Raw genomic sequence first — 25,584 nt, 5'->3', positions numbered from 1 at the left:
GTGTGGTGGGACAACCGCTCCGACTTTAACGCCAACGGCGAGAAAGCGGTGTACGCCGGCGTGATGTACGACCTCAGCAACTGGAACCTGCCGGGCATGGCGGTCGGCGGCTCCTACGTGTACGCCTGGGACGCCAAGCCGAGCACCAACCCGATCTACGATCAGAGCCAGCGCCTGAAAGAGAGCGCCTGGAGCCTGGACGCGATGTACACCATCCAGGAAGGGCGCGCCAAGGGCACCCTGATCAAGCTGCACTACACCCAGTATGACAACCACACCAACATCCCGAGCTGGGGCGGCGGTTACGGCAACATCTTCCAGGACGAGAAAGACGTCAAGTTCATGGTCATCGCGCCATTCACCATCTTCTGATGCGTTCCCCGGCCTCGCCGCCGGGGGCAGTTAAGGGAATTCAACGATGAAAAAAATCATGCTGATGCTGGCGGCCGCCGCGGCCTTGAGCGCCTGTGCGCAACCCGCCGCGCCGCCGGAAGACGCCAAATTGAAGCAGGCTTACAGCGCCTGCATCAACACCGCCGAAGGTTCGCCGGAGCGTCTGCAGCCCTGCAAGTCGGTGCTGAACGTGCTGAAACAAGAAAAACAGCACCAGCAGTTTGCTGAGCAGGAAACGGTGCGGGTGATGGATTATCAGAACTGCATTATGGCGGTTCACAGCGGTAACGGTCAGGCTTATGACGCCAAGTGCGGCAAGCTGTGGCAAGAAATTCGCGATAACAATAATTAAGAAGGATGAGAAGATGAACGCATTTAAACTGAGCGCGCTTGCCGCCTTGACGGCAACGATGGGATTCCTGGGCGGCATGGGAAACGCCATGGCCGATCAACAGCTGGTGGATCAGCTGAGCCAGCTGAAGCTGAACGTGAAAATGCTGGATAACCGCGCCGGCGAAAACGGCGTGGATTGCGCGGCGCTGGGCGCTGACTGGGCCTCTTGCAACCGGGTGTTGTTCACCCTCAGCAACGACGGCCAGGCGATCGACGGCAAAGACTGGGTCATCTATTTCCACAGCCCGCGGCAGACCTTGCGGGTGGACAACGACCAGTTCAAGATCGCGCATCTGACCGGCGATCTGTACAAGCTGGAGCCGACCGCCAAATTCAGCGGTTTCCCGGCCGGTAAGGCGGTGGAAATCCCGGTGGTCGCCGAATACTGGCAGCTGTTCAGAAACGACTTCCTGCCGCGTTGGTATGCCACCTCCGGCGACGCCAAGCCGAAAATGCTGGCGAATACCGACACCGAAAACCTGGATCAGTTTGTGGCGCCGTTCACCGGCGACCAGTGGAAGCGCACCAAGGACGACAAAAACATTCTGATGACGCCGGCTTCGCGCTTTGTCAGCAATGCCGATCTGCAGACGCTGCCCGCCGGCGCGCTGCGCGGCCAGATCGTGCCGACGCCGATGCAGGTGAAGGTCCACGCACAGGACGCCGACCTGCGCAAAGGGGTGGCGCTGGATCTGAGCACGCTGGTCAAGCCGGCGGCGGACGTCGTCAGCCAGCGTTTCGCGCTGCTGGGCGTGCCGGTTCAGACCAACGGTTACCCGATCAAGACCGATATCCAGCCGGGCAAGTTTAAAGGCGCGATGGCGGTATCGGGCGCCTATGAGCTGAAAATCGGCAAGAAAGAGGCGCGAGTGATCGGCTTCGATCAGGCCGGGGTGTTCTACGGGCTGCAGTCGATCCTGTCGTTAGTGCCGAGCGACGGCAGCGGCAAGATCGCCACGCTGGACGCCAGCGATGCGCCGCGCTTCCCGTATCGCGGCATTTTCCTCGACGTGGCGCGTAACTTCCATAAGAAGGACGCGGTGCTGCGCCTGCTGGATCAGATGGCGGCTTACAAGCTCAACAAATTCCACTTCCACCTGAGCGATGACGAAGGCTGGCGCATCGAGATCCCCGGTTTGCCGGAGTTGACGGAAGTCGGCGGCCAGCGCTGCCACGATCTGAGCGAAACCACCTGCCTGCTGCCGCAGTACGGCCAGGGGCCGGACGTCTACGGCGGCTTCTTCAGCCGTCAGGACTACATCGACATCATCAAATATGCCCAGGCGCGCCAGATTGAGGTGATCCCGGAGATCGACATGCCGGCGCACGCCCGCGCCGCGGTGGTTTCGATGGAAGCGCGCTACAAGAAACTGCATGCCGCCGGCAAAGAGCAGGAGGCCAACGAATTCCGTCTGGTGGATCCGACCGATACCTCCAACACCACCTCCGTGCAGTTCTTTAACCGCCAGAGCTACCTGAACCCGTGCCTGGATTCCTCCCAGCGCTTTGTCGACAAGGTGATTGGCGAGATTGCCCAGATGCATAAAGAAGCCGGGCAGCCGATCAAGACCTGGCACTTTGGCGGCGATGAGGCGAAAAACATCCGCCTGGGCGCCGGCTATACCGACAAGGCGAAACCGGAACCGGGTAAAGGCATCATTGACCAGAGTAATGAAGACAAGCCGTGGGCCAAGTCGCAGGTGTGCCAGACGATGATCAAAGAAGGCAAGGTGGCCGACATGGAGCACCTGCCGAGCTACTTCGGCCAGGAGGTCAGCAAGCTGGTGAAGGCGCACGGCATCGACAGAATGCAGGCCTGGCAGGACGGTCTGAAAGACGCCGAAAGTTCGAAGGCGTTCGCCACCTCGCGCGTGGGCGTCAACTTCTGGGACACCCTGTATTGGGGCGGTTTCGACAGCGTTAACGACTGGGCCAATAAAGGGTATGAAGTGGTGGTCTCCAACCCGGACTACGTCTACATGGACTTCCCTTACGAGGTGAATCCGGACGAGCGCGGTTACTACTGGGGCACCCGCTTCAGCGACGAGCGCAAGGTGTTCAGCTTCGCGCCGGACAACATGCCGCAGAACGCGGAAACCTCGGTCGACCGCGACGGCAACCACTTCAACGCCAAAAGCGACAAGCCGTGGCCGGGCGCCTACGGTCTGTCCGCTCAGCTGTGGAGCGAAACCCAGCGCACCGATCCGCAGATGGAATACATGATCTTCCCGCGCGCGCTGTCGGTGGCGGAACGCGCCTGGCACCGCGCCGGTTGGGAGCAGGACTATCGCGCCGGCCGCGAATACAAAGGCGGGGAAACCCACTTTGTCGATACCCAGGCGCTGGAGAAAGACTGGCTGCGCTTCGCCAATATCCTGGGCCAACGTGAACTGGCCAAGCTGGACAAAGGCGGCGTCGCTTATCGTCTGCCGGTGCCGGGCGCCCGCGTGGCGGGCGGCAAGCTGGAAGCGAATATCGCGTTGCCGGGATTGGGCATCGAGTATTCCACCGACGGCGGCAAGCAGTGGCAGCGCTATGACGCCAAGGCCAAGCCGGCGGTCTCCGGTGACGTGCAGGTGCGTTCGGTCAGCCCGGACGGTAAACGCTACAGCCGCGCCGAGAAGGTCTAGGTCTGGCTCCGGGGCCCGTGGTTCTGGCGGCGGGCCGCATCATAATGAAGGGGGAATGCGTTCGCCCCCGCGCGTGCCGGCGTGGGGCGGATGTTGAAGTGAGAGCAGTACGTGGAGTCGCAGTGCCGCTGCAATTGTGGTATTTCATGACATGATCTTCCCCCGGCTTGTCCGGGGATTTTTTTGCCCGTTGTACGGCAGGCATAAAAAAACCGCCCCAATGTGCGGCGGTTTTTCATAGCCGGTCAGGCTTATTTCTTGTCGTGCAGCGATTCGTCTTCGCGGCAGTCACCGGTTTCACAGTGGCCGTACAGGTACAGACTGTGGTTGGTGAGCTTGATGCCGTGCTGCTTGGCGATATCACGCTGGCGCACTTCGATGGATTCATCACTGAATTCGATCACTTTGCCGCAGTCCAGGCAAATCAGGTGATCGTGGTGATGCTGTTGGGTCAGCTCGAACACGGACTTGCCGCCTTCGAAATTGTGACGTGTCACAATGCCCGCATCGTCAAACTGGTTCAGTACGCGATAAACCGTCGCCAGGCCGATCTCTTCGCCCATATCAATCAGTTTTTTGTACAAATCTTCCGCACTGACGTGATGGCATTCCGGATTTTGCAGTACTTCCAGGATTTTGAGTCGCGGAAGCGTGACTTTTAAGCCGGCCTTCTTCAATGCGATGTTGTTGTCGGTCATGCGAATTCAGTCCTGTTACTATGCTAATCAAGTTGAGGCGTACTCGCCTGTGGCATCGGTCGGCACAAAGAGTTAATGCGTCTCATTATAGAACCGGTTGTACTAAATGGAAACCGCCGGTTGTTAACAAAGATATAATTGCACTATTGCATGTTTTGCATGCAACGCCTTGATGGATGGGATAAACCGATATCTCAGTCTACCGTGACGGGGTGGGAAGTTACAAATCTGTAGCTTCTATCGCAGCAATCCCTGTTGCCGATGACGGCCCTGTCGGCACACTATGCACTTTACAGGGCCTTTGTTCAACCTTTCGCCAGTACCGGCGTTTAGCCGACGATATCGGCCAGGCTCAGCTCTTCGACGATCTGTTTGACCCAGGCGTCCACGCGCTCATTGGTCAGCTCCGGCTGACGGTCTTCGTCGATCGCCAGACCGATGAAGTGGTTGTCGTCCGCCAGGCCTTTGGAAGCTTCGAAGTGGTAGCCTTTGGTCGGCCAGTGGCCCACGATGGCCGCGCCGCGTGGTTCGATGATGTCGCGGATGGTGCCCATCGCGTCACAGAAATATTCCGCGTAGTCTTCCTGGTCGCCGCAGCCGAACAGCGCCACCAGTTTGCCGTTGAAATCGACTTCTTCCAGCGTCGGGAAGAAATCATCCCGGTCACACTGCGCTTCACCGTAGTACCAGGTCGGGATACCCAGCAGCAGGATATCGAACCCTTCCAGGTCTTCTTTGCTGCTTTTGGCGATGTCATGCACTTCTGAGACATCGTCGCCAAACTGTTTCTGAAGAATTTTCTGGATCATTTTGGCAATGTTTTCGGTATTGCCAGTGTCGCTGCCAAAGAAAATGCCTACAGTAGCCATATCGCGTATAACCTTTAAATTCAATTAATTGCATTACTCGGCGCCGGCGCTGCCGCCGATTAAAATGATGCCATGACAAGAGCCTTTCGCCACGGTGGCGGGCGCCGACAGGCGCAGTCTCTTACCGGTAAATGCGTATCATGCCAGAAAGTGGCGCCGGGGTTTTATCGCATTTATGCGATGCCGAAGGATGAAGAAAAGCGTGGTCGATCCGGCGTTGTCCTTAACGCCGCGCCGCGCGTGCGGCCGAAGAGATCAATGTTCCGGCTGTTCTTCCGCCAGTTGCGCCAACAGCATCTGCTCGATGAGTTCGCTGCGGCTGATGTTGCGCTGTTCCGCCAGTTTGTTCAGGGCGTCCACCGCATCCGCGTTGATTTTCAGCTCTACGCGCCGCAATCCGCGCACTTTATCGCGCCGTAACTGATTGCGCTTATTGATTCTAAGCTGTTCATCGCGGGAAAGCGGGTTGGTTTTCGGGCGCCCCGGACGGCGTTCATCTGCGAACAGATCCAGCGTCGTGCGATCCGTTTGTTCTTTTGCCATAGGTAGCGGTACTGCAAGGGAGTTTGCATCAAAAAGCGCTCGCACGCTTCCGGAGGCATCGATTAACACACTTCGGGCCAATAAACCCTAACCCAAATTTACCCCCGAACCGGCGTTCGCGAACGCGCTGGCGCGGCGGCAAAATTATAGCGCGCCATATTACCCCAGCAGATGGAGCGGCGACAATGCCTAACTGCGGGCTAAACGCGCTAAGCCGTTATCTTTAGCGCGTTTTTTCGCCAGATTAACGTATTTTTCAGGCTTCGCCGAGGAAACGGTGGATGGCGCGCAGCACCGCTTCCGGTTTTTCGGCGTGCACCCAATGGCCGGTGCCGGCGACGACGTGCGCGCGGGCCTGCGGGAACTGGCGGGCGATGTCTGCACGGTAGCTGTCCTGTACGTACGGCGACAGGCCGCCGCGAATGAACAGGGTCGGGTGTGGCCAGGCCGGGACTTCCTGCCAGCCGGTGATGTCTTCGTAGCGTTCGATCAGCACCGGCAGGTTGAAGCGCCATTCACCGTTATGGAAGGACTTCAGCAGGAACTGGATCACGCCTTCTTCCTGCAGGTAGTCGCGCATCAACTGGGCGGCCGCCTGGCGCTGGGTGATGTCGGCGGCGCTGACGGCCTTCAGCGCGGCGAAGATCTCGTCATGACGTCGGGTCTGGTAATCCACCGGCGCGACGTCGATGACGATCAGCTTGGCGATGCGCTCGGGCGCGATGGCGGTCAGCGCCATCGCCGCTTTGCCGCCCATCGAGTGGCCGATGACGATCGCTTTCTCCAGCTGCAGTTCGTCGAGCAGCGCCAGCAGATCCTGCGCCATGGCGGGGTAGTTCATGTCGTCGGCGCGCGGGGAGAGGCCATGGTTGCGCAGATCGACCTTGATCACACTGTGCTGTTTATGGAGATCGCGCGCCAGCACGCCCAGGTTGTCGAGATTGCCGAACAGGCCGTGGATCAGCAGCACCGGCAGCGCGTCTGACTCGGCGGCCAGCAGTTGATAATGTAATTTCATGGCGAAGTTCATACTGAGAGAGATTCAGATTAGGGTATCATGATTGAATCGCACGATGAATCATGCGGAATTTTCGCGGCGCGGGCTTGGCAGTGCCGGCTATAGGTATTAGTCTGCATTTGCCGTCCGGAGGCACATTGTTGTGTTCGCCCCAGCGCTTTTAACCTTATAATCCCATGGCTTGAATGCAGGATCTGGCTTCAGGTTCTAAGTAGAAAAAACAGTATTGGATAAAGATGAAAACTATTGAAGTCGACGAAGAGCTTTACCGTTATATTGCCAGCCACACGCAACACATCGGTGAAAGCGCGTCCGATATTTTACGCCGCATGTTGAAATTCACCGCCGGTCAGCCGGTGCGCGCGTTGCCTGCCGCCAGTGCGTCGCCGTCCGTCGAACTGGAAAAAGCGGCGCCGGTTCAGCGCCCGCGCGATCGCGTACGCGCCGTGCGTGAACTGCTGCTGTCGGATGAATACGCCGAGCAGAACAAAGCGGTCAACCGTTTCATGCTGGTGCTGTCCACGCTATACACCCTCGATGCCGCCGGTTTCGCCGCCGCTACCGAGGCGTTGACCGGCCGCACCCGCACCTATTTCGCCGGCGATCAGCAGACCCTGCTGGCCAACGGCACGCACACCAAGCCGAAGCATGTACCGGGCACCCCTTACTGGGTGATCACCAATACCAATACCGGCCGCAAGCGCAGCATGATCGAACACATCATGCAGGCGATGCAGTTCCCGGCGGAACTGATCGAGAAAGTTTGCGGTACCGTCTAATTTAGCGAACAGCCCGTCATGATGGCCGTGCGCGACGTATTTGCCCGGTCACCGACAGGGATGAGGGAGATATGTCGATGGCGAATAATCCACGTGCCGGGCAGCCCGCCCGTCAAAGCGATCTGATCAACGTAGCCCAGCTGACGTCGCAGTACTATGTGCTGCAACCGGAAGCTGGCAATGCCGCACATGCGGTGAAGTTTGGCACTTCCGGCCACCGCGGCAGCGCGCAGCGCCACAGCTTCAACGAGGCGCACATCCTCGCCATCGCTCAGGCGATCGCCGAAGTTCGTCATCAGCAGGGCACCACCGGCCCGTGCTACGTGGGCAAAGACACCCATGCGCTGTCCGAGCCGGCCTTTATTTCCGTGCTGGAAGTGCTGACCGCCAACGGCGTCGATGTGATCGTGCAGGAAAACAACGGCTTCACGCCAACGCCGGCGGTATCGCACGCCATTCTGTGCCACAACCGCCGCGGCGGCGCGCAGGCTGACGGCATCGTCATTACGCCGTCCCACAACCCGCCGGAAGACGGCGGCATCAAATACAACCCGCCGAACGGCGGCCCGGCTGACACCAACCTGACGTCGGTGATCGAAAAGCGCGCCAACGAACTGCTGGCGCAGCAGATGAAAGGCGTTCAGCGCCAGTCGCTGGACAAGGCCTGGAACAGCGGCCACCTGCACGCCAAAGATTTGGTGCAGCCTTATGTCGAAGGGCTGGTTGACGTGGTCGACATGCCGGCCATTCAACGCGCCGGCCTGAAGCTGGGCGTGGATCCGCTCGGCGGCTCCGGCATCGCCTATTGGCAGCGGGTGGCGGAACACTACAAGCTGGATCTGACGCTGGTGAACGACTCCATCGATCAGACCTTCCGCTTCATGCACCTGGACCACGACGGCATCATCCGCATGGATTGCTCGTCCGAGTCGGCGATGGCCGGCCTGCTGGCGCTGCGCGACAAATTCGATCTGGCGTTCGCCAACGATCCGGATTACGACCGCCACGGCATCGTCACGCCGAAAGGCCTGATGAACCCGAACCACTATCTGGCGGTAGCCATCAACTACCTGTTCCAACATCGCCCGCAGTGGGGCGCCGATGTGGCGGTAGGTAAAACGCTGGTGTCCAGCGCGATGATCGACCGCGTGGTGGCTGACCTGGGCCGCAAGCTGGTGGAAGTGCCGGTCGGTTTCAAATGGTTCGTGGACGGCCTGTTCGACGGCAGCCTGGGCTTCGGCGGTGAAGAGAGCGCCGGGGCCTCGTTCCTGCGCTTCAACGGCCAGCCTTGGTCGACCGACAAAGACGGCATCATCATGTGCCTGCTGGCGGCTGAAATCACCGCGGTAACCGGTGAGAACCCGCAGCATCATTATGACGATCTGGCCAAGCGCTTCGGCGCGCCGAGCTACAACCGTATCCAGGCGCCGGCAACCCATGCGCAGAAAGCGGCGCTGTCCAAGCTGTCGCCGGAGATGGTCAAGGCCAGTACGCTGGGCGGGGATCCGATCACCGCACGTCTGACCGCGGCGCCGGGCAACGGCGCGTCGATCGGCGGCCTGAAAGTCATGACCGACAACGGCTGGTTCGCGGCCCGTCCTTCCGGCACCGAAGAGGCTTACAAGATCTACTGCGAGAGCTTCCTCGGGGCGGAACACCGCGAGAAGATTGAGCACGAAGCGGTCGAGATCGTCAGCGAAGTGCTGGCTTCCGCCAAGTAATCGCTTTTCTTGATGGATAAAAAGCGCTGTTTTTACAGCGCTTTTTTTATGTCTGCAATTTAGATATATCTTTTTCACGGCACGCGCTTGCGCATTTAGATATATCGATCTAGATTAGCGTTATCGACGCTGTTTAGATATATCTAAACAACCTCGTATTGATGTTCACTGTTAAAGCGAGGTATCACCCTATGTTTCATCGATTAGGTTTACACCGGCATCACCACCACCCTCATGCGTGCGAAGAGGGGCGCCGTCATCGCGGCGGGCGTCATCACTTCGGCGGCGAAGGCGAAGAGCACGGCCGAGGTGGGCGCGGCGGCCGGGGCGGGCGTCATCGTCTGTTCGAGCACGGCGATCTGCGCCTGGTGTTGCTGGCGCTGGTGGCGCGCAAGCCCAGCCACGGATACGAATTGATCAAGGCGATCGAGGAGGCCTCTTCCGGCCTGTATGTGCCGAGCCCGGGGGTGATTTACCCCACGCTGACGCTGCTGGAAGAACAGGATTTTCTCGAACCGCTCACCACCGGCAACGGCCGAAAAAGCTACCGCATCACCACGGCGGGCGAGGGCGAGCTGCAAAAGCATCAACAGGTGGTTGACGTCATTCTGGCGCGTCTGGCGGGCGCCGGCCGCGAGCATCATCGGCACGGCAACCTGGCGGAAGGTATCTACGACGCCATGAACCGTCTGCGCAGCCTGCTGCGCGGCAACGTGATGCGCGCCGATCTCACGCCGCAGCAGGTGGAGCGCATCAACGCCGCGTTGCTGACCGCCGTGGCGGCGATCGAAAGCGAAATGCACATTCAACCCACGCAGCAGGAGGAGAACTGATGCCCGGCCACCGTTTTAACATTACCGTTGAAGCCCTGAGCGACCGCCAGGGCAACCCCGTCGAGAAGGCACCGCTGAGTTTTGAGGTGACCAATCATGACGATATTCTCGAGATCGTCGAGCGCATTCGGGCGCGTGACGATCTGAACTTCGGCCCCGAGCAGAGCGCGGCCTTCGCCGTGGGGTTGAAACTGTTCTCCGAAGTGATGATCGAAAACCGCAAACACCCGGTGTTCGCTCCGCTGCGCGAGGCGTTTAAGGAATTTATGGTCGGATTGAAGAAGGGCCCGGCGGCGTAAAGGCGCGGCACACCGCGCTCGCCGGGGTTAAGGCATGAAACGGTAGCCGACGCCGGTTTCGGTCAGCAGGTGTTTGGGCCGGGCCGGATCGGCTTCGAGCTTCTGCCGCAGATGGCCCATGTAGATGCGCAGGTAGTGGCTGTGTTCCACGTAGTTCGGCCCCCAGACGTGGCTCAACAGCTGGCGTTGGGTAATCACCTTCCCGGCGTTGGCCAGCAGCTCCGCCAACAGGCGAAACTCGATCGGCGTCAGGTGCAGATCTTCGTCGTTGCGCAGCACCCGGCGATTCACCAGATCGACGGTGATCGCCGAAAAGCTCACCAGCGGGCTTTCCTGTTGGCTGGCGGAGTGGCGGCGCAGCGCGACCCGCACCCGCGCCAACAGTTCACCGATGCCGAACGGTTTGCTGAGATAGTCGTCGGCGCCGGCGTCCAGCGCGGCGATTTTGTCCTCTTCGGCGTTGCGCGCCGACAGTACGATCACCGGAATGGCGCTCCACTGCCGCAGATCGCGGATGTAGCTCAGCCCGTCGCCATCCGGCAACCCCAAATCCAGGATGATCAGATCCGGTTTGCGCGTGCCGGCCTCAATCAGCCCGCGCTGCAGCGTTTCACTTTCAAACACCCGCAGGCCTTCGCTCTCCAGCGCGGTGCGCACGAAGCGGCGGATCTCTTTTTCATCTTCAACAATCAGAATGTTGGTTGGCGTTATGCTCACGTTTCCCCTGCGTTGATTACAGATCGAAGGCGTCGCCGTCGATCTCGGGCGGTTTTTCCAGCGGCAGCACGAAGCGGAAGCTGGCGCCGCCGTTGGCGCCGTTTTCCGCCCAGATGCGGCCATCATGCACTTCAATAATGGCACGACAAATCGCTAACCCCAAGCCGACGCCGGGGATCGCCGACTCTTTATTGCCGCGTGAAAACTTGTCGAAAATCAGCTGCAGCTGATCGGCGGGGATACCGGGGCCGTTATCCCAGACCTCGACTTCCAGCCACTCGGGCAGCGTGCGGGCGCGAATGCCGATGGTGGCCTCGGCGCCGGCGTATTTATTGGCGTTTTCCAACAGGTTGGTGAACACCCGTTCCAGCAGGCTGCCGTCGCAGTTGACCAGGATCTGTTCCGACGGCAGCTCGACCTTGATCGGATGCTGGCTGAGCAGCGGCTCCAGCATGTGCAGCGAGGCGCCGACGATCTCTTCCAGCGACTGCCACTCTTTACGCAGGCTGAAACCGCCGGACTGGATGCGCGCCATATCCAGCAGGTTGTTCACCAGCCGGGTGGTGCTCAGCACCTGCTGGCGGATCTGGCTGGCCTGGGTGGCGTGATTGGAACCTTCGGCCGCCAGGTCCAGCGTGAGAATTTCCGCCTGGCCGAACAGTACCGTCAGCGGGGTGCGCAGATCGTGCGACAGCGCCGCCAGCAACGAGTTGCGCAGCTGTTCGCGTTCGGCGTCCAGCTTGGCTTCTTCGGCGCTGCGCGCCAGGTGCAGCCGCTCCAGCGCACTGGCGATCAGCACCGCGAAGGTTTGCAGCAGCCGCTGCTGTTCCGGCACCATCAGCTGGCGCAGGTTGTTGGGCTCGATCGCCAACAGGCCGAAGGTCTGTTTGGGGGTATTGAGCGGCAGCAGTTGGTAAGGCACGCCGGGCAGGGTGTCGGTGCCGGCGCCGGCCGGCAAGCCTTTGTCGAAACTCCAGCGCGCGATGGCTTCGTCTACCGACAGCAGTCCGCCTTCCTCGCCGATCATTTGCTGCAGCCGGCCGTCTTCCTGCGGCAGCAGCAGCACGGTTTTCGCCTGGAAGCTGCTGGAGAGGAAATGACGGCTGGTGTTGGCGATGTCGGCCACGGTCAGCGCGCGGCTCAGCCCGCGCGACATTTCGTACAGATGGCGCGCCCGCTGCTCGCGATAGCGCGCCACCCGGGCCTGATAACGCACCCCGGCGGTCAGGTTGCCGATGATGATGCCGACGGCGAGCATCACGCCGAAGGTCAACAGATACTGCATATCGCTGACGGCGAACGACCATTCGGGCTGGACGAAGAACAGATCGAAGCTGGCGACGTTGATCACCGCCGCCAGCACCGACGGCCAGCGGCCGAAGAACAGCGCGACGATCGCCACGCCGAGCAGATAGACCATCACCAGGTTGGCCTGATCGAAGCCCGGCAGCAGCCACTGCGAGAGCAGGGTAATCAGCGCGCACAGCGCTATCGCCACCGCGCAGCCGCGCAGCTGCATGCGCCATTTCTCATTGAAGCTGCGGCCGTCGTGCTCCTTGCCCGGCGGGGGCTGCGCGGCGTCGCTGTCCAGCGCCACGATCACCAGATCGAGATCCGGGCCCAGCCGGCCGAGGCGATCGGCGAAGCTGCCGCGCAGTTTCCAGCGCTGCTCGCTGCGGCGGCCGATGATGATTTTGCCGAGGTTATGCTCGCGGGCGTAGCGCAGCACCGCGCGCTCTTCGGACGGATCGGCCAGGGTGGCGGTTTCGGCGCCCAGTTCCTGCGCCAGCCTCAGCGCGCGCAGAATGGCGCGGCGCTGGTTTTCCGGCAGCCGGTGCAGCTTGGGGGTTTCCACGTAGACTGCATGCCAATGGCAGCCGAGCCGCGCCGCCAGCCGGGCGGCGATGCGCACCAGCTTTTCGTTGCCGCTGTTGTGGCCGACGCACAGCAGAATGCTGTCGCGGGTGTGCCACACTTTCTCGCGTCCCTGGGTGTCTCGAAACTCGCGCATCTGGTCATCGACCCGATCGGCGGTGCGGCGCAGCGCCAGCTCGCGCAGGGCGATCAGGTTGCCTTTGCGGAAGAAGTGCTCGATGGCGCGCTCGGCCTGGCCGGGAATATACACTTTGCCTTCGTGCAGCCGTCGGCGCAGATCGTCCGGCGGCAGATCGACCAGCACCACTTCGCTGGCCTCGTCAAACACGTGGTCGGGCACCGTTTCGCGCACCCGCACGCCGGTCACGCCGCCCACCACGTCGTTCAGACTTTCCAGATGTTGCACGTTGACGGTCGTCAGCACGTCGATGCCGGCGTCCAGCAGCTCTTCCACATCCTGCCAGCGTTTGGGGTGGCGCGAACCGTGGGCGTTGCTGTGCGCCAGTTCGTCCATCAGGATCAGCGCCGGGTGGCGCGCCAGCGCGGCGTCGAGATCGAATTCATGCACCAGTCGCCCGCGATGCTGGATGCGTTTTTGCGGCAGCAGCGCCAGGCCGTCGAGCAGGGCGGCGGTCTCGCTGCGGCCGTGGGTTTCCACCACGCCGACCAGCACATCCAGTCCCTGAGCGCGCAAGCGCTGGGCCTCCTGCAGCATGGCGTAGGTTTTGCCCACGCCGGCGCAGGCGCCGAAGAATACCTTCAACCGGCCGCGCGGTTTTTCATTGGCCAGCGCCAGCAGGCTGTCGGGATCGGGACGCTGCTGTTCTTCTTCGACCATGGCAATTCCTTGTGTTACCAAGCAAAAAGGGGTTCGGCACGCCGAACCCTATCACTATGCTGAATACGGCGCGTTACTTCAACGCATCCAGCGCCAGGTTCAGCTTCAACACGTTCACCACCGATTCGCCCATGAAGTTGGGCGTGGCCCGATCGGTGTTGTCTTCGATCAGTTTGGCGATCTGTTCCGGCGGCAGATGACGCGCCGCCGCGACCCGCGCCAGCTGATACCGCGCCGCGGCGATCGAAATCTGCGGATCCAGCCCGCTGCCGGAGGCGGTCAGCAGATCCACCGGGATCGGGCCGCTCATCGCAGGATTGGCCTGGCGCAGCTGCGCTGCGCGCTCGGCGATAGCCTTATCCAGCGCCGGGTTGGTGGCCGCCAGGTTGCTGCCGGCGGAGGCCAGTGGATTATAGGCCGAATCGCCGGTGGCCGACGGGCGGCCCCAGAAATAGTCGGCGCGCGTGAAGTTTTGGCCGATCAGCGCGGAGCCGACCGCCTTGTCGCCCTGGTACAGCAGCGAACCGTTAGCCGAGCCCGAAAACAGCAGCTGCGCCAGCCCGGTGGTCAGCAGCGGATAGGCGATGCCGGTGATCAGCGTCAGCAGGATCACCATCACCAGCGCAGGTCGTAAATACGTCATGTTCATTTCCCTCAATGGTTAACCGGCGACGTGCAGCGCGACCAGGATCAGGTCGATCAGTTTGATGCCGACGAACGGCACCAGCAGGCCGCCGACTCCGTACAGCCACAGGTTGCGGCGCAGCAGGGCCGCGGCGCTCATCGGTTTGTAGCTCACCCCTTTCAGCGCCAGCGGGATCAGGAACACGATCACCAGGGCGTTGAAGATCACCGCCGACATGATGGCGGAGGCCGGGGAGTGCAGGTGCATCACGTTCAGCGCGTTCAGCTGCGGATAGGTGGCCGCGAACGCCGCCGGAATGATGGCGAAGTATTTGGCCACGTCGTTGGCGATGCTGAAGGTGGTCAGCGAGCCGCGCGTCATCAGCATCTGTTTGCCGATATGCACCACTTCGATCAGCTTGGTCGGGTTGGAGTCCAGATCGACCATGTTGCCCGCCTCTTTGGCGGCCTGGGTGCCGGAGTTCATCGCCACCGCCACATCGGCCTGCGCCAGCGCCGGGGCGTCGTTGGTGCCGTCGCCGGTCATCGCCACCAGACGGCCTTCCGCCTGATACTGGCGGATCAGCGCCAGCTTGGCTTCCGGCGTGGCTTCCGACAGGAAATCGTCCACCCCGGCTTCGGCGGCGATCGCCGCCGCGGTCAGTGGGTTATCGCCGGTGATCATCACCGTTTTGATGCCCATCTTGCGCAGCTCATTGAAGCGCTCTTTGATGCCGCCTTTGACGATATCCTTCAGCGCCACCACGCCCAGCACCCGGGCGCCTTCCGCCACCACCAGCGGCGTGCCGCCGGTGCGCGCCACGCTTTCCACCAGATCGTCCACCGCCCGCGGGAAGTGCCCCTGATTGGATTCGACGTGACGGCGAATGGCGTCCACCGCGCCTTTGCGGATCATGCGCTCCTGCACGTTGACGCCGCTCATGCGGGTCTGTGCGGAGAAGGGCACGAAGGTGGCGTTCAGCGCCTGCAGATCGCGCTCGCGCAGGTTAAAGCGCTGTTTGGCCAGCACCACGATGCTGCGGCCTTCCGGCGTTTCGTCCGCCAGCGAGGCCAGCTGCGCGGCGTCCGCCAGCTCTTGCTCTTTCACGCCCGGCGCCGGCAGGAACTCCGACGCCTGGCGGTTGCCCAGCGTGATGGTGCCGGTTTTATCCAGCAGCAGCACGTCCACGTCGCCGGCGGCTTCCACCGCGCGGCCGCTGGTGGCGATCACGTTGGCACCGAGCATGCGGCTCATCCCGGCCACGCCGATGGCGGACAGCAGGCCGCCGATGGTGGTGGGGATCAGGCAAACCAGCAATGCGACCAGCACGGTGATGGTGACCACGCTGCCGCTGCCGGCCGCTTCCACGCTGTATTGCGAGAACGGGAACAGGGTGGCGGTGGCCAACACGAACACGATGGTCAGCGCCACCAGCAGGATGGTCAGCGCGATCTCGTTCGGCGTTTTGCGGCGTTTGGCGCCTTCCACCATGGCGATCATGCGATCGAGGAAGGTTTCCCCCGGGTTGACGCTGCACTGCACCACCAGCCAGTCAGACAGCACGCGGGTGCCGCCGGTGACCGAGGAGAAGTCGCCGCCGGATTCGCGGATCACCGGGGCGGATTCGCCGGTGATGGCGCTTTCATCCACCGAAGCGCCGCCTTCCAGCACCTCGCCGTCGCACGGGATGGTGTCGCCGGCTTCCACCAGCACGATATCGCCTTTGCGCAGGCTTTCGGCGGCCACTTTCTCCGTGGCGCCGTCGCGGCGCGGGCCGGCCAGCTTTTTCGCCCAGCTGGTTTTCTTGGTGCCTTTCAGGCTTTCCGCCTGGGCCTTGCTGCGCCCTTCGGCCAGCGCTTCCGCGAAGTTTGCGAACAGCACGGTGAACCACAGCCACAGGGCGACGCTGCCGGTAAAGGCGGCGGCGCCGTCGGTTTGGCCGGCGAGGATCGCCAGCCAGATGGCGGTGGTCAGCAGGCTGCCGATATACACCACGAACATCACCGGGTTGCGCCATTGAACGCGAGGGTCCAGTTTTTTCACCGCATCGATCAGCGCGGTGCGCACCAGAGCCGGTTCAAACAGCGCGCGTTGTTTGCGAGTCATCTCTTATTCTCTCTCTGTGACGTCGGTTAGTTTGCCAACCAAAGCTGCAAATGCTCGGCCACCGGGCCCAGCGCCAGCGCCGGCACGAAGGTCAGCGCACCCACCAGCAGCACGGTGCCGATCAGCAGGCCGATAAACAGCGGCCCATAGGTCGGCAGGGTGCCGTTGCCCGCCGGCTGACGCTGCTTGGCGCTCAGCGAACCGGCGATCGCCAGCACCGGCAGGATCACCCCGAAGCGGCCGACGAACATGGCGAAGGCCAGCAGCAGGTTGTAGAACGGCGTATTGACGCTCAACCCGGCGAAGGCGCTGCCGTTGTTGTTGGCGGCGGAAGACAGGGCGTACAGCACTTCGCTGAAGCCGTGGGCGCCCGGGTTGAGGATGCCGGCGCGGCCCGCGTCGGTGCCGATGGCCAGCGCACTGCCCAGCAACACCAGCGTCGGCGTGACCAGGATCGCCAGCGCGGTCATCTTCATGTCGTAAACGTCGATCTTCTTGCCCAGGTATTCCGGGGTGCGGCCGATCATCAGACCGGCGATAAACACCGTCAGCAGCACGAACAGCAGCATGCCGTACAGGCCGGAGCCTACGCCGCCGAACACCACTTCACCGATCTGCATCAGCCACATCGGCACCATGCCACCCAGCGCGGTGAAAGAGTCGTGCATGGCGTTAACCGCCCCGCAGGACGCGGCGGTGGTCACCACCGAGAACAGGCTGGTGGCGAGAATGCCAAAGCGCGACTCTTTGCCTTCCATATTGATGTTGCTGTCGGCGCCCAACGCGCTCAGGTGCGGGTTGCCCGCCAGTTCGGCGACCATCACCACTACCACCGCCACCACGAAGATCAGCGCCATCGCCCAGATCAGCGCATGGCCCTGACGGTTTTCACCGGCCAACTGGCCGAAGGAGAAGCACAGCGCGCAGGGGATCAGGAAGATGGCCAGCATTTGTACGAAGTTGGTCAGCACGGTTGGGTTCTCGAACGGGTGCGCCGAGTTGGCGCCGAAGAAGCCGCCGCCGTTGGTGCCGAGCATTTTGATCGCTTCCTGCGAGGCCACCGGCCCCATCGGCAGCGTCTGCTGCGCGCCTTCGAGCGTGGTGACGTGCAGGTAAGGCAGGAAGTTTTGCAGCGTGCCCTGGCTGACGAAGAACAGGGCGATCGGCAGCGCGATCGGCAGCAGCACATACAGCGTGATGCGGAACAGATCGGCCCAGGCGTTGCCGACGGTCTTGCCGGCGCGGCGGGTGAAGGCGCGGATCAGCGCAAAGGCCACGGCGATGCCGGTGGAGGCGGAGACGAAGTTCTGCACCGCCAGCCCGGCCATCTGGCTGAAATAGCTGAGGGCGCTTTCGCCGCTGTAGGCCTGCCAGTTGGTGTTGGTGACGAAGCTGACGGCGGTGTTGAGCGCCAGATCCCAGGAGAGACCCGGGAAGCCTTGCGGGTTGAGCGGCAGCGAGCCTTGCGCCATCAGCAGGGCGAACAGCAGCGCCAGGCCGAGCAGGTTAAACGCCAGGATCGCCAGCGCGTACTGCCACCAATTCATCTCGGTGGGGCGGATGCCGCAGGCGCGCCAGACGCCGGCTTCCACTGCGCGCAGCGCAGGCAGCGGCTCACCTTCGATCAGGCGCGCCATAAAGCCGCCCAGCGGCCGGGCCAGCAGCAGAAGCACCAGCAGGAAACTGGCGATCAGTAAAAAGGCTGAAGCCGCCATCAGAAATCCTCCGCGTTAAACAGGGCGTAGACCAGATAGGCCAACAGCAGCAGAACCAACAGCGCACCACCAATAACGCTGAAACTCACGGGACACCTCCAGAGGTGTTGTTTTTGATAGAGGCAGTGTAGGGAGAGGGGTAGAAAGAAGATGAAAAAATCGCGCGGGCGGGTGTAAAAAAAGTATAAAAATGACTGAAATTTCAGCGGAAATTGGCCATTTCAGGCAGCCTGCTTGCGGCGAGATTGCGCCTGATGTGTGAATAAGCAGGGGCTGAGGCGTGGGATGAAGAACCGAATAATAACCACAATGTAACCCATGTTTAGTTAAAAATTAACTTGATTGTAACAAAATTACGAATCAGCATGGTGATTAGCGATTTTTTGTGCGATTTAGTGGTCGGATGAGTAGTAAACTTTCATCAAGTGCGCTAAAATTTTGTCCAGTTACCAAATTACCGATTGTTCATTTGATACGCCCACGCCGTTTTCCCTGACAAATCAACGGCAGGCGTTTTTAAGGAGGTTCGCATGTCTACGACCTATCACGCTTATTCATTGCATCGGATTCTCCTGCGCCGCAGCGCAGTGGTTATCGCGGGCATTTTGGCCCTGCCGGTGATGCTGTTCCGCAGCGATCGCGGGCGTTTTTACAGCTACCTGCACCGCGTCTGGTCAAAAACCAGCGATAAGCCGGTCTGGCTGCAGCAGGCGGAACTGGCGTCCTGCGATTTCTACTGAGCCACTACTGATTCACGAAAAACCCTCGCCCTGCGGCGGGGGTTTTTTTATGCCTATAGCCGCCCCTATCAAGCGCAAGGTCGTATTCGGCAAGCCATTCTTCTACACTTTCCTCAATCGGCTAACAACGCGGGAGAGCGGTATGAGTGACAAGATCCCTATCGGCATCAGCGCCTGTTTACTGGGCGATGCGGTGCGTTTCGACGGTGGCCACAAGCGGCTGGCCTTTGCGGTGGAACAGTTGGCGCCCTATGTGCGCTTTGAGCCCGTTTGCCCGGAAATGGCGATTGGTCTGCCCACGCCGCGCCCGGCGCTGCGCCTGGTGAAACAGGCGCAGCCGTGGCCGGCGATGCGTTACAGCAACGACGCCGGCGTGGATCTGACTGAGGAGATGCGCAGTTTCTCCTCGCAGCGCGTGGCCGCGTTGCAGCACCTGTGCGGTTATATCGTCTGCGCCAAGTCGCCGAGCTGCGGACTGGAGCGGGTGCGGGTCTACAGCGAGAACGGCAAAGACTCGCGTAAAAACGGCGTCGGGCTGTTTACCGCTGAACTGCTGCGTCAGATGCCGTGGCTGCCGGTGGAAGAAGACGGGCGATTGCAGGATGCGGCATTGCGGGAAAACTTCATTGAACGGGTGTATGCGCTGTATGAGCTGAATATGCTGTGGCGCCAGGGGCTGACCCGCGGCGGGCTGATCGCGTTTCACAGCCGCTACAAGCTTTCACTGTTGGCGCATTCGCAGCCGGCTTATCGCGAGCTGGGGCGCTTCGTCGCCGATATTCACCGCTGGGACTCGCTGGAGGCCTTCGCCGTGGAATACCGCAGCCGCCTGATGGCGCTGTTGGCGCACAAAGCAACGCGGCGCAACCACACCAACGTGCTGATGCACGTGCAGGGCTATTTCCGCCGTCAGCTCAGCGCGGCGCAGCGTCAGGAACTGGCGCACCTGATCGACCGTTATCGGCAGGGCATGCAGCCGCTGCTGGCGCCGATCGCGCTGCTTAAGCATTACATGGCGGAATACCCCGACCGCTATCTGGCGGAACAACGTTATTTCGAACCTTACCCGGAGGCGCTGCGTTTGCGTTACGGCCATTGATTGACAAGGAGTTTTATGACCACGCATCTGGTCTGGTTGCGTAACGATCTGCGTATCACCGACAACAAAGCGCTGCACGCCGCCTGCAGCGATCCCGAAGCCCGGGTGCTGGCGGTGTTTATCGCCACCCCGCAGCAGTGGCGGCAACATGAGATGGCGCCGCGGCAGGCGGCGCTGATCCACGCCAGCCTGCGGGCGGTGCAGCAGGCGTTGGCGCAAAAAGGCATTGCGCTGCATTGCCATGCTGGCACGGACTTTGCCGCGTCGATCGACTGGCTGGCGGACTATTGCGAGCGAGAGCAGGTAGATGCGCTGTTTTACAATCGCCAGTACGAACTGAATGAACGGCGCCGCGATGCGCGGTTGGAACAGCGATTGAGCGACCGGGTGGCGTGCCGCGGTTTCGATGACAGCCTGCTGTTGCCGCCGGGCAGCGTGCAAACCGGCGGCGGCGAGATGTACAAGGTCTATACGCCGTTTCGCAACGCTTTCATTCAGCGCCTGACCGAGTCCGATCTCAGCTGCCTGCCGGCGCCTAAAACCCGTGCCGGTGGCGCGTTGCCTGCGCCTGAGCCGCCGGCGGCGTTCGATTACCCCGCGGCGGAGGTTGGGGATGGCTATCCCGCCGGCGAGGAGGCCGCGCTGCAACGTCTGCGCGCCTTTTGCCGTGAGCAAGTGCAGGATTACCTTCGCCAGCGCGATCTGCCCGCCATCGCCGGCACCAGCAGCCTGTCGCCCTATCTGGCGATTGGCGCGCTGTCGCCGCGCCAGTGCTTCAATCGCCTGCGCGCCGAATGCCCACGGTTGCTGGAAGATCGCGAGAGCGGCGCTTTCGCCTGGCTGAACGAGCTGATTTGGCGCGAGTTCTACCGCCATCTGCTGGTGGCCTATCCCGAGCTGTGCCGCCATCGGCCGTTTATCGCCTGGACGGACAAAGTGCGCTGGTGCGATGACGCGGCGAAGCTGCAGGCCTGGCAGCGGGGCGAGACCGGCTACCCGATCGTCGATGCCGCCATGCGCCAACTGAACGCCACCGGCTGGATGCATAACCGGCTGCGCATGATCAGCGCCAGTTTCCTGGTGAAGGATCTGCTGATCGACTGGCGGGCCGGGGAGCGCTACTTCATGTCGCAACTGCTGGACGGCGATCTGGCGGCCAACAACGGCGGCTGGCAGTGGGCGGCGTCCACCGGCACCGACGCCGCGCCGTATTTCCGCATCTTCAACCCGACGACGCAGGGTGAACGTTTTGATCCACAAGGCACTTTTATCCGTAAATGGTTGCCGGAACTGGCGGATGTGCCCGACAATGACATCCATCATCCTCACCGTTGGGCGGAAAAGCAGCCATGCGTGCTGAATTACCCGCTGCCGATCGTCGATCATAAGCAAGCCCGCCTGGAGACGCTGGCGGCGTTCGAGGCGGCGAAACGGGGAGAGTCTTGAGGCAACTGCAAGGAGCGACGCAATGATGAAAAAGGTGTTGGCCCTGTGCCTGAGCGGCTATTCCGCGCTGGCGATCGCCGGCTTTGACGTGGTGGCGCTGGGCGTCGACGGCGGCGTCAGCGACGGCAACCTGACTTCCTACCTGATCCGCAGCGACAATCAGCCGCAGTATGTGGCGCTGGACGCCGGTTCGCTGCTGCCGGGCATCGCCAAAGGGCTGGAGAAGGGCAGCTTCCCGCAGGTGACCGCCGAGTTGGCCGCGCCTTACACGCCGCAGGGCCATGTGTTCCGGCAGTTGATCGGCAGTTACTTTATCAGCCACGGCCATCTGGACCACGTGGCGGGGCTGATCGTCGGCTCGCCCGAGGACAATAAAAAAACCGTTTACGCCCAGGCGGACACCGTGCTGACCCTGCGTAATCACTACTTTAACTGGAAGGCCTGGCCGAACTTTACCGATGCCGGCAACGGTGCGCGGCTGGGCACCTACCGGCTGCAAACGGTGCGGCCGCAGCAGCGGTTTACCCTCGGGCTGACCGGGTTGACCGGCGTGATGTACCCGCTCAGCCACGATCGCTACCCGTCGTCGATGCTGCTGATTTCCAACGGCAACGAGTTCTTCGCCTACTTCGGCGATACCGGGCCGGATAAGGTGGAGCAGTCGCGCGATCTCGATACCGTCTGGCGCGCGCTGGGGCCGCTTGTCGAGCAGAAAAAGCTCAAAGGCATGATTATCGAAACCTCTTACCCCAACGGAGTGGAGGACAAACATCTGTACGGTCATTTGACGCCGGCCTGGCTGCTGAAGGAGCTGAAGAACCTGACGCAGTACAGCGGCGGCGAAGGCTCGCTGAAGGGGCTGCCGGTGGTCATCAGCCACATCAAGCCCAGCCTGAAGCAGGGCGAAGACGCGCGCGCCGCCATTGCGCAGCAGCTGACGCAGGGCAACGATCTGGGGGTGAAATTCATCCTGATGGCGCAGGGCGACCGGCAGACATTTTGACTATGAAGAGAGAAGAGAATGCGTAACCTCGATCTGGAACAACTGATCAACACGGAACTGAACGCCGCGGCGTTTCAGGACTACGCCCCCAACGGTTTGCAGGTAGAAGGCCGCCCGCACGTGCAGCGCATCGTGACCGGCGTCACCGCCTGTCAGGCGCTGCTGGACGCCGCGGTGGCGCATCAGGCCGACGCGATTATCGTGCACCACGGCTATTTCTGGAAAAACGAGGCGCCGGCGGTGCGCGGCATGAAACGCAATCGCCTGAAAACGCTGCTGACCCACGATATCAATCTGTACGGCTACCACCTGCCGCTGGACGCGCATCCGGTGCTGGGCAACAACGCGCAGCTGGCGCAGGCGCTGGGCATCCGGGTGATTGGCGACGTCGAGCCGCTGGTGCCGCACGGCGAATTTGAGCAGCCGCTGACCGGTGAAGCGCTGCAGCAGCGTATCGAAAGCCGACTGGGGCGCGCGGTGCTGCACTGCGGCGATAACGCGCCTGAACATATTCGCCGGGTGGCCTGGTGCACCGGCGGCGGCCAGGGCTTTATCGACAGCGCGGCGCGCTTTGGCGTCGATGCGTTCATCAGCGGTGAAGTGTCTGAGCAGACCATTCACAGCGCGCGCGAAATGGGCGTACATTTCTTCGCCGCCGGTCACCACGCCACCGAGCGCGGCGGCGTGAAAGCGTTGGGTGAGTGGCTGGCCCAACACCACGGCTTTGATGTGACCTTTATCGATATCCCGAATCCCGCCTGATTTTTCTCTTCCCCGGATCCAGCCCGGCCTGTGCGCCGGCTGAATCCTTTTATCGCGCTATTTCCTTATTTTCCTTATGGTTGCGCTCTATTGACAGCCGGGGCCGCGTCACGCATAACTGGTGTGTTTTTCAGCGCGATAATAATAAGGAGAATAAGGGTGCAACAAGCGCGTTATTACCTGTTGGGTGAAAGAGCGGTAGTGCTTGAACTGTCGCCGCCGGTGACGTTGCCGAGCCAGCAGCGCATCTGGGCGCTGGCGGAAAAGCTGAATCACCATCCCGACGTGCGGGAAGTGGTGCCGGGGATGAACAACCTGACGCTGTTGCTGCATACGCCGCAGGCCGACGCCGAAGCGATGCTGGCGTTGCTGCAGCAGGGCTGGGAAAGCAAAGAGCGCCTGACGCCGGAGTCGCGCCAGGTGGATATTCCGGTGGTCTACGGCGGGGAACAGGGCCCCGACCTGGATGAAGTGGCGCGCCATACCGGCATGACGCCGCAACAGGTGGTGGAATGCCACGCGGCGGCGGCCTATGTGGTCTATTTTCTCGGCTTTCAGCCGGGCTTCTCCTATTTGGGCGGCATGCCGGAACAACTGGCGACGCCGCGCCGCGCTGAACCGCGTCTGGCGGTGGCGGCCGGCTCCGTCGGCATCGGCGGTGGCCAGACCGGCATCTATCCGCTGGTGACGCCCGGCGGCTGGCAGCTGATCGGCCGCACGCCGTTGGCGTTGTTCAATCCGCATGAAATGCCGCCGACGCTGCTGCGTCCGGGCGATAACGTACGCTTTGTGCCGCAGAAGGAGGGCGTATGCTGATTATTCTGCGCGCCGGCATCTATACCACGGTGCAGGATTTGGGCCGCGAGGGATTCCGCCGTCTGGGCATCAGCACCGGCGGAGCGCTGGATCAACCGGCGCTGAAGATCGCCAACCTGCTGGTGGGCAATGCGCCGGAGGCCGCCGGGCTGGAGATCACCCTCGGCCAGTTCAGCGCCGAGTTTACCCGCGCAGGCTGGATCGCCCTGACCGGCGCCGGCTGCGACGCGCAGCTGGACGGCAAGCCGCTGTGGACCGGCTGGCGCTATCCGGTGAAAAAGGGGCAGCGGCTGGCGCTGGGCACGCCGAAACGCGGCATGCGCAGCTACCTGGCGATCTCGGGCGGTATCGCCGTGCCGGAAATGCTGGGCTCGTGCAGCACCGACATGAAAGCCGCCTTTGGCGGCCACGAAGGCCGTAATCTGAAGGACGGCGATCGGCTGCCGCTGGGCAACTCTGCCGCTCAACCGCAACATTCCTGCGGCGTGAAACAGCTGCTGTTCACCAACCGCATCCGCGCGCTGCCGGGGCCGGAGTACGCCGAGTTCAGCGAAGAGGCACAGGACACGTTCTGGCGCACCGCCTGGCAGCTCAGCCCGCAGAGCAACCGCATGGGCTACCGCCTGCACGGCGGCACGCCGCTGGAGCGCGCCACCGACCGCGAGATGCTGTCGCACGGCCTGCTGCCCGGCGTGGTGCAGGTGCCGCACAACGGCCAGCCGATCGTGCTGATGGCCGATGCGCAAACCACCGGCGGTTACCCGCGTATCGCCTGCGTGATCGAAGCCGATCTCTACCACTTGGCGCAGATCCGTCTCGGCGAACCGATCCACTTCGTTCTCTGCTCACTGGCCGAGGCGCAGCGCGCCAAGGCCGAGCAGGATCTCTTCCTTCGACAGATTGCCTGGGGGTTACATGATCGTTGATTTGAACGCCGATCTCGGCGAAGGCTGCGCCAACGACCAGGCGCTGCTGCAATTGGTGAGTTCGGCCAACATCGCCTGCGGCTTCCACGCCGGCGATGCGCAGACCATGCGCCAGTCGGTGCGCTGGGCATTGCAGTACGGCGTGGCGATCGGCGCCCACCCGAGTTTTCCCGATCGAGAGAATTTCGGCCGGACCCGCATGCAGCTGCCGCCGGAAACGGTGTACGCGCAGGTGGTGTATCAGCTCGGGGCGCTGGCGGCCATCGCCCGCGCCGAGGGCGGAGTGATGGTGCACGTTAAGCCGCACGGCATGCTGTACAACCAGGCGGCGGTTGAGCCGGCGCTGGCGGAAGCGATCGCTCGGGCGGTGCAGGCGGTCGATCCGGCGCTGCGGCTGGTGGGGCTGGCCGGCAGCGCGCTGATCCGCGCCGGGGAACAACTTGGCCTGACCACCCGGCAAGAGGTGTTCGCCGATCGCGGCTATCAGGCCGACGGCACGCTGGTGCCGCGCGGTTTGCCGGGGGCGCTGATCGAGGACGACGAACAGGCGCTGGCGCAAACGCTGGAGATGGTGCGCCATCACCGGGTTCGCAGCGTGGATGGCGTCTGGGCCGCCGTTCAGGCGGAAACCGTCTGCCTGCACGGGGACGGCGAGCATGCGCTGGCGTATGCGCGCAAGCTGCGGGACAGTTTTGTTCAGCAGGGCATCCGCGTCAGCGCGGAGCAATAAAGCAAGACAC

The 25,584-nt window shown here is 62.1% G+C and carries 25 protein-coding genes; 15 read left to right on the top strand and 10 right to left on the bottom strand.

The window, feature by feature from the left end:
• The 3 genes from ADK28_RS00555 to ADK28_RS00545 form a co-directional block, all read left to right on the top strand.
• Positions 1 to 372: OprD family outer membrane porin (locus tag ADK28_RS00555; protein WP_152929582.1), on the top strand; the 372-nt coding region annotated here is incomplete at its 5' end.
• Between the two features lie 46 nt (positions 373 to 418).
• A complete protein-coding gene (gene chiQ / locus ADK28_RS00550; RefSeq protein ID WP_016928754.1) occupies positions 419 to 745 on the top strand; it encodes a ChiQ/YbfN family lipoprotein in 327 nt (108 codons plus the stop codon).
• Positions 746 to 758: 13 nt separating this feature from the next.
• On the top strand, positions 759 to 3,416 hold the full coding sequence (locus ADK28_RS00545) for a beta-N-acetylhexosaminidase (RefSeq protein ID WP_048794603.1): 2,658 nt from the start codon (positions 759 to 761) through the stop codon (positions 3,414 to 3,416).
• A gap of 251 nt (positions 3,417 to 3,667) precedes the next feature.
• On the opposite strand, the gene fur is transcribed toward ADK28_RS00545, so the two are convergent.
• From fur to ybfF, 4 genes are all read right to left on the bottom strand, one after another.
• A complete protein-coding gene (gene fur, locus ADK28_RS00540; RefSeq protein ID WP_004939939.1) occupies positions 3,668 to 4,114 on the bottom strand; it encodes a ferric iron uptake transcriptional regulator in 447 nt (148 codons plus the stop codon).
• Between the two features lie 329 nt (positions 4,115 to 4,443).
• Complete coding sequence (fldA, locus tag ADK28_RS00535; protein WP_048794602.1) at positions 4,444 to 4,983, bottom strand: flavodoxin FldA; 540 nt, start codon at positions 4,981 to 4,983, stop codon at positions 4,444 to 4,446.
• 255 nt (positions 4,984 to 5,238) lie between these two features.
• Positions 5,239 to 5,526 (bottom strand): LexA regulated protein, encoded by a 288-nt coding sequence (ybfE, locus tag ADK28_RS00530; protein ID WP_004939936.1) that lies wholly within the window; start codon positions 5,524 to 5,526, stop codon positions 5,239 to 5,241.
• A 256-nt stretch (positions 5,527 to 5,782) separates the two neighbouring features.
• On the bottom strand, positions 5,783 to 6,556 hold the full coding sequence (gene ybfF, locus ADK28_RS00525) for an esterase (RefSeq protein ID WP_082172225.1): 774 nt from the start codon (positions 6,554 to 6,556) through the stop codon (positions 5,783 to 5,785).
• A 224-nt stretch (positions 6,557 to 6,780) separates the two neighbouring features.
• On the opposite strand from ybfF, the gene seqA reads away from it, so the two are divergent.
• The 4 genes from seqA to ADK28_RS00505 all read left to right on the top strand — a co-directional run bounded on the left by seqA (position 6,781) and on the right by ADK28_RS00505 (position 10,176).
• On the top strand, positions 6,781 to 7,323 hold the full coding sequence (gene seqA, locus ADK28_RS00520) for a replication initiation negative regulator SeqA (protein ID WP_033641080.1): 543 nt from the start codon (positions 6,781 to 6,783) through the stop codon (positions 7,321 to 7,323).
• A gap of 77 nt (positions 7,324 to 7,400) precedes the next feature.
• The gene (gene pgm, locus ADK28_RS00515; protein ID WP_048794606.1) at positions 7,401 to 9,044 is read left to right on the top strand and encodes a phosphoglucomutase (alpha-D-glucose-1,6-bisphosphate-dependent); all 1,644 of its coding nucleotides are present in this window, start codon (positions 7,401 to 7,403) and stop codon (positions 9,042 to 9,044) included.
• A gap of 191 nt (positions 9,045 to 9,235) precedes the next feature.
• Positions 9,236 to 9,877 (top strand): PadR family transcriptional regulator, encoded by a 642-nt coding sequence (locus tag ADK28_RS00510; RefSeq protein ID WP_033641079.1) that lies wholly within the window; start codon positions 9,236 to 9,238, stop codon positions 9,875 to 9,877.
• Positions 9,877 to 10,176 carry a DUF3861 domain-containing protein gene (locus tag ADK28_RS00505; RefSeq protein ID WP_004939927.1) on the top strand — a complete coding sequence of 100 codons (300 nt, stop codon included), beginning with the start codon at positions 9,877 to 9,879 and terminating at the stop codon, positions 10,174 to 10,176. Before ADK28_RS00510 ends, ADK28_RS00505 begins: the two co-directional genes overlap by 1 nt.
• Before the next feature lie 27 nt (positions 10,177 to 10,203).
• On the opposite strand, the gene kdpE is transcribed toward ADK28_RS00505, so the two are convergent.
• The 6 genes from kdpE to ADK28_RS00475 all read right to left on the bottom strand — a co-directional run bounded on the left by kdpE (position 10,204) and on the right by ADK28_RS00475 (position 18,141).
• Positions 10,204 to 10,893, bottom strand: coding sequence for a two-component system response regulator KdpE (gene kdpE, locus ADK28_RS00500; protein ID WP_033637458.1), 690 nt, complete (start codon positions 10,891 to 10,893; stop codon positions 10,204 to 10,206).
• A 16-nt stretch (positions 10,894 to 10,909) separates the two neighbouring features.
• The gene (kdpD, locus tag ADK28_RS00495) at positions 10,910 to 13,606 is read right to left on the bottom strand and encodes a two-component system sensor histidine kinase KdpD (RefSeq protein WP_048794601.1); all 2,697 of its coding nucleotides are present in this window, start codon (positions 13,604 to 13,606) and stop codon (positions 10,910 to 10,912) included.
• A gap of 73 nt (positions 13,607 to 13,679) precedes the next feature.
• A complete protein-coding gene (gene kdpC, locus ADK28_RS00490) occupies positions 13,680 to 14,249 on the bottom strand; it encodes a potassium-transporting ATPase subunit KdpC (protein ID WP_048794605.1) in 570 nt (189 codons plus the stop codon).
• Between the two features lie 18 nt (positions 14,250 to 14,267).
• Positions 14,268 to 16,337, bottom strand: a complete 2,070-nt coding sequence (kdpB, locus tag ADK28_RS00485; RefSeq protein ID WP_016928744.1) for a potassium-transporting ATPase subunit KdpB — start codon at positions 16,335 to 16,337, stop codon at positions 14,268 to 14,270.
• 26 nt (positions 16,338 to 16,363) lie between these two features.
• Entirely contained in the window at positions 16,364 to 18,052 is a 1,689-nt protein-coding gene (kdpA, locus tag ADK28_RS00480; protein ID WP_048794600.1) for a potassium-transporting ATPase subunit KdpA, read from the bottom strand.
• Complete coding sequence (locus ADK28_RS00475) at positions 18,052 to 18,141, bottom strand: K(+)-transporting ATPase subunit F (RefSeq protein ID WP_016928742.1); 90 nt, start codon at positions 18,139 to 18,141, stop codon at positions 18,052 to 18,054. Before ADK28_RS00475 ends, kdpA begins: the two co-directional genes overlap by 1 nt.
• A 441-nt stretch (positions 18,142 to 18,582) precedes the next feature.
• Between ADK28_RS00475 and ADK28_RS00470 the strand changes: the two genes are divergently transcribed.
• The 8 genes from ADK28_RS00470 to pxpA all read left to right on the top strand — a co-directional run bounded on the left by ADK28_RS00470 (position 18,583) and on the right by pxpA (position 25,574).
• Positions 18,583 to 18,792 (top strand): YbfA family protein, encoded by a 210-nt coding sequence (locus ADK28_RS00470; RefSeq protein WP_004939916.1) that lies wholly within the window; start codon positions 18,583 to 18,585, stop codon positions 18,790 to 18,792.
• Positions 18,793 to 18,934: 142 nt separating this feature from the next.
• On the top strand, positions 18,935 to 19,891 hold the full coding sequence (locus ADK28_RS00465) for a YbgA family protein (protein ID WP_016928741.1): 957 nt from the start codon (positions 18,935 to 18,937) through the stop codon (positions 19,889 to 19,891).
• 15 nt (positions 19,892 to 19,906) lie between these two features.
• Positions 19,907 to 21,337: a deoxyribodipyrimidine photo-lyase gene (gene phrB, locus ADK28_RS00460; RefSeq protein ID WP_048794599.1), complete on the top strand. Its 1,431-nt coding sequence runs from the start codon at positions 19,907 to 19,909 to the stop codon at positions 21,335 to 21,337.
• A 22-nt stretch (positions 21,338 to 21,359) separates the two neighbouring features.
• Entirely contained in the window at positions 21,360 to 22,340 is a 981-nt protein-coding gene (locus tag ADK28_RS00455) for an MBL fold metallo-hydrolase (RefSeq protein WP_033641074.1), read from the top strand.
• Between the two features lie 18 nt (positions 22,341 to 22,358).
• Positions 22,359 to 23,102, top strand: a complete 744-nt coding sequence (locus tag ADK28_RS00450; protein ID WP_016928738.1) for a type 2 GTP cyclohydrolase I — start codon at positions 22,359 to 22,361, stop codon at positions 23,100 to 23,102.
• A gap of 159 nt (positions 23,103 to 23,261) precedes the next feature.
• Entirely contained in the window at positions 23,262 to 23,918 is a 657-nt protein-coding gene (gene pxpB, locus ADK28_RS00445; RefSeq protein ID WP_016928737.1) for a 5-oxoprolinase subunit PxpB, read from the top strand.
• Positions 23,912 to 24,844, top strand: coding sequence for a 5-oxoprolinase subunit PxpC (gene pxpC / locus ADK28_RS00440; RefSeq protein ID WP_048794598.1), 933 nt, complete (start codon positions 23,912 to 23,914; stop codon positions 24,842 to 24,844). Before pxpB ends, pxpC begins: the two co-directional genes overlap by 7 nt.
• The gene (gene pxpA, locus ADK28_RS00435) at positions 24,834 to 25,574 is read left to right on the top strand and encodes a 5-oxoprolinase subunit PxpA (RefSeq protein ID WP_016928735.1); all 741 of its coding nucleotides are present in this window, start codon (positions 24,834 to 24,836) and stop codon (positions 25,572 to 25,574) included. The genes pxpC and pxpA overlap by 11 nt, the downstream gene beginning before the upstream one ends.
• The last annotated feature ends 10 nt before the right edge of the window (positions 25,575 to 25,584 follow it).

Source organism: Serratia sp. 506_PEND (assembly GCF_001076875.1).
Lineage (GTDB): Bacteria > Pseudomonadota > Gammaproteobacteria > Enterobacterales > Enterobacteriaceae > Serratia > Serratia marcescens.
The sequence above is the reverse complement of the archived record's forward strand: the minus strand, read 5'-3'. Positions and strand labels throughout refer to the sequence as shown.

Excerpts from the sequence above, each read along its gene's own strand:
- chiQ (WP_016928754.1), top strand. The coding sequence starts at position 419 with ATGAAAAAAATCATGCTGATGCTGGCGGCCGCCGCGGCCTTGAGCGCC.
- ADK28_RS00545 (WP_048794603.1), top strand. The coding sequence starts at position 759 with ATGAACGCATTTAAACTGAGCGCGCTTGCCGCCTTGACGGCAACGATG.
- fur (WP_004939939.1), bottom strand. The coding sequence starts at position 4,114 with ATGACCGACAACAACATCGCATTGAAGAAGGCCGGCTTAAAAGTCACG.
- fldA (WP_048794602.1), bottom strand. The coding sequence starts at position 4,983 with ATGGCTACTGTAGGCATTTTCTTTGGCAGCGACACTGGCAATACCGAA.
- ybfE (WP_004939936.1), bottom strand. The coding sequence starts at position 5,526 with ATGGCAAAAGAACAAACGGATCGCACGACGCTGGATCTGTTCGCAGAT.
- ybfF (WP_082172225.1), bottom strand. The coding sequence starts at position 6,556 with ATGAACTTCGCCATGAAATTACATTATCAACTGCTGGCCGCCGAGTCA.
- seqA (WP_033641080.1), top strand. The coding sequence starts at position 6,781 with ATGAAAACTATTGAAGTCGACGAAGAGCTTTACCGTTATATTGCCAGC.
- pgm (WP_048794606.1), top strand. The coding sequence starts at position 7,401 with ATGGCGAATAATCCACGTGCCGGGCAGCCCGCCCGTCAAAGCGATCTG.
- ADK28_RS00510 (WP_033641079.1), top strand. The coding sequence starts at position 9,236 with ATGTTTCATCGATTAGGTTTACACCGGCATCACCACCACCCTCATGCG.
- ADK28_RS00505 (WP_004939927.1), top strand. The coding sequence starts at position 9,877 with ATGCCCGGCCACCGTTTTAACATTACCGTTGAAGCCCTGAGCGACCGC.
- kdpD (WP_048794601.1), bottom strand. The coding sequence starts at position 13,606 with ATGGTCGAAGAAGAACAGCAGCGTCCCGATCCCGACAGCCTGCTGGCG.
- kdpC (WP_048794605.1), bottom strand. The coding sequence starts at position 14,249 with ATGACGTATTTACGACCTGCGCTGGTGATGGTGATCCTGCTGACGCTG.
- kdpB (WP_016928744.1), bottom strand. The coding sequence starts at position 16,337 with ATGACTCGCAAACAACGCGCGCTGTTTGAACCGGCTCTGGTGCGCACC.
- kdpA (WP_048794600.1), bottom strand. The coding sequence starts at position 18,052 with ATGGCGGCTTCAGCCTTTTTACTGATCGCCAGTTTCCTGCTGGTGCTT.
- ADK28_RS00470 (WP_004939916.1), top strand. The coding sequence starts at position 18,583 with ATGTCTACGACCTATCACGCTTATTCATTGCATCGGATTCTCCTGCGC.
- ADK28_RS00465 (WP_016928741.1), top strand. The coding sequence starts at position 18,935 with ATGAGTGACAAGATCCCTATCGGCATCAGCGCCTGTTTACTGGGCGAT.
- phrB (WP_048794599.1), top strand. The coding sequence starts at position 19,907 with ATGACCACGCATCTGGTCTGGTTGCGTAACGATCTGCGTATCACCGAC.
- ADK28_RS00455 (WP_033641074.1), top strand. The coding sequence starts at position 21,360 with ATGATGAAAAAGGTGTTGGCCCTGTGCCTGAGCGGCTATTCCGCGCTG.
- ADK28_RS00450 (WP_016928738.1), top strand. The coding sequence starts at position 22,359 with ATGCGTAACCTCGATCTGGAACAACTGATCAACACGGAACTGAACGCC.
- pxpC (WP_048794598.1), top strand. The coding sequence starts at position 23,912 with ATGCTGATTATTCTGCGCGCCGGCATCTATACCACGGTGCAGGATTTG.
- pxpA (WP_016928735.1), top strand. The coding sequence starts at position 24,834 with ATGATCGTTGATTTGAACGCCGATCTCGGCGAAGGCTGCGCCAACGAC.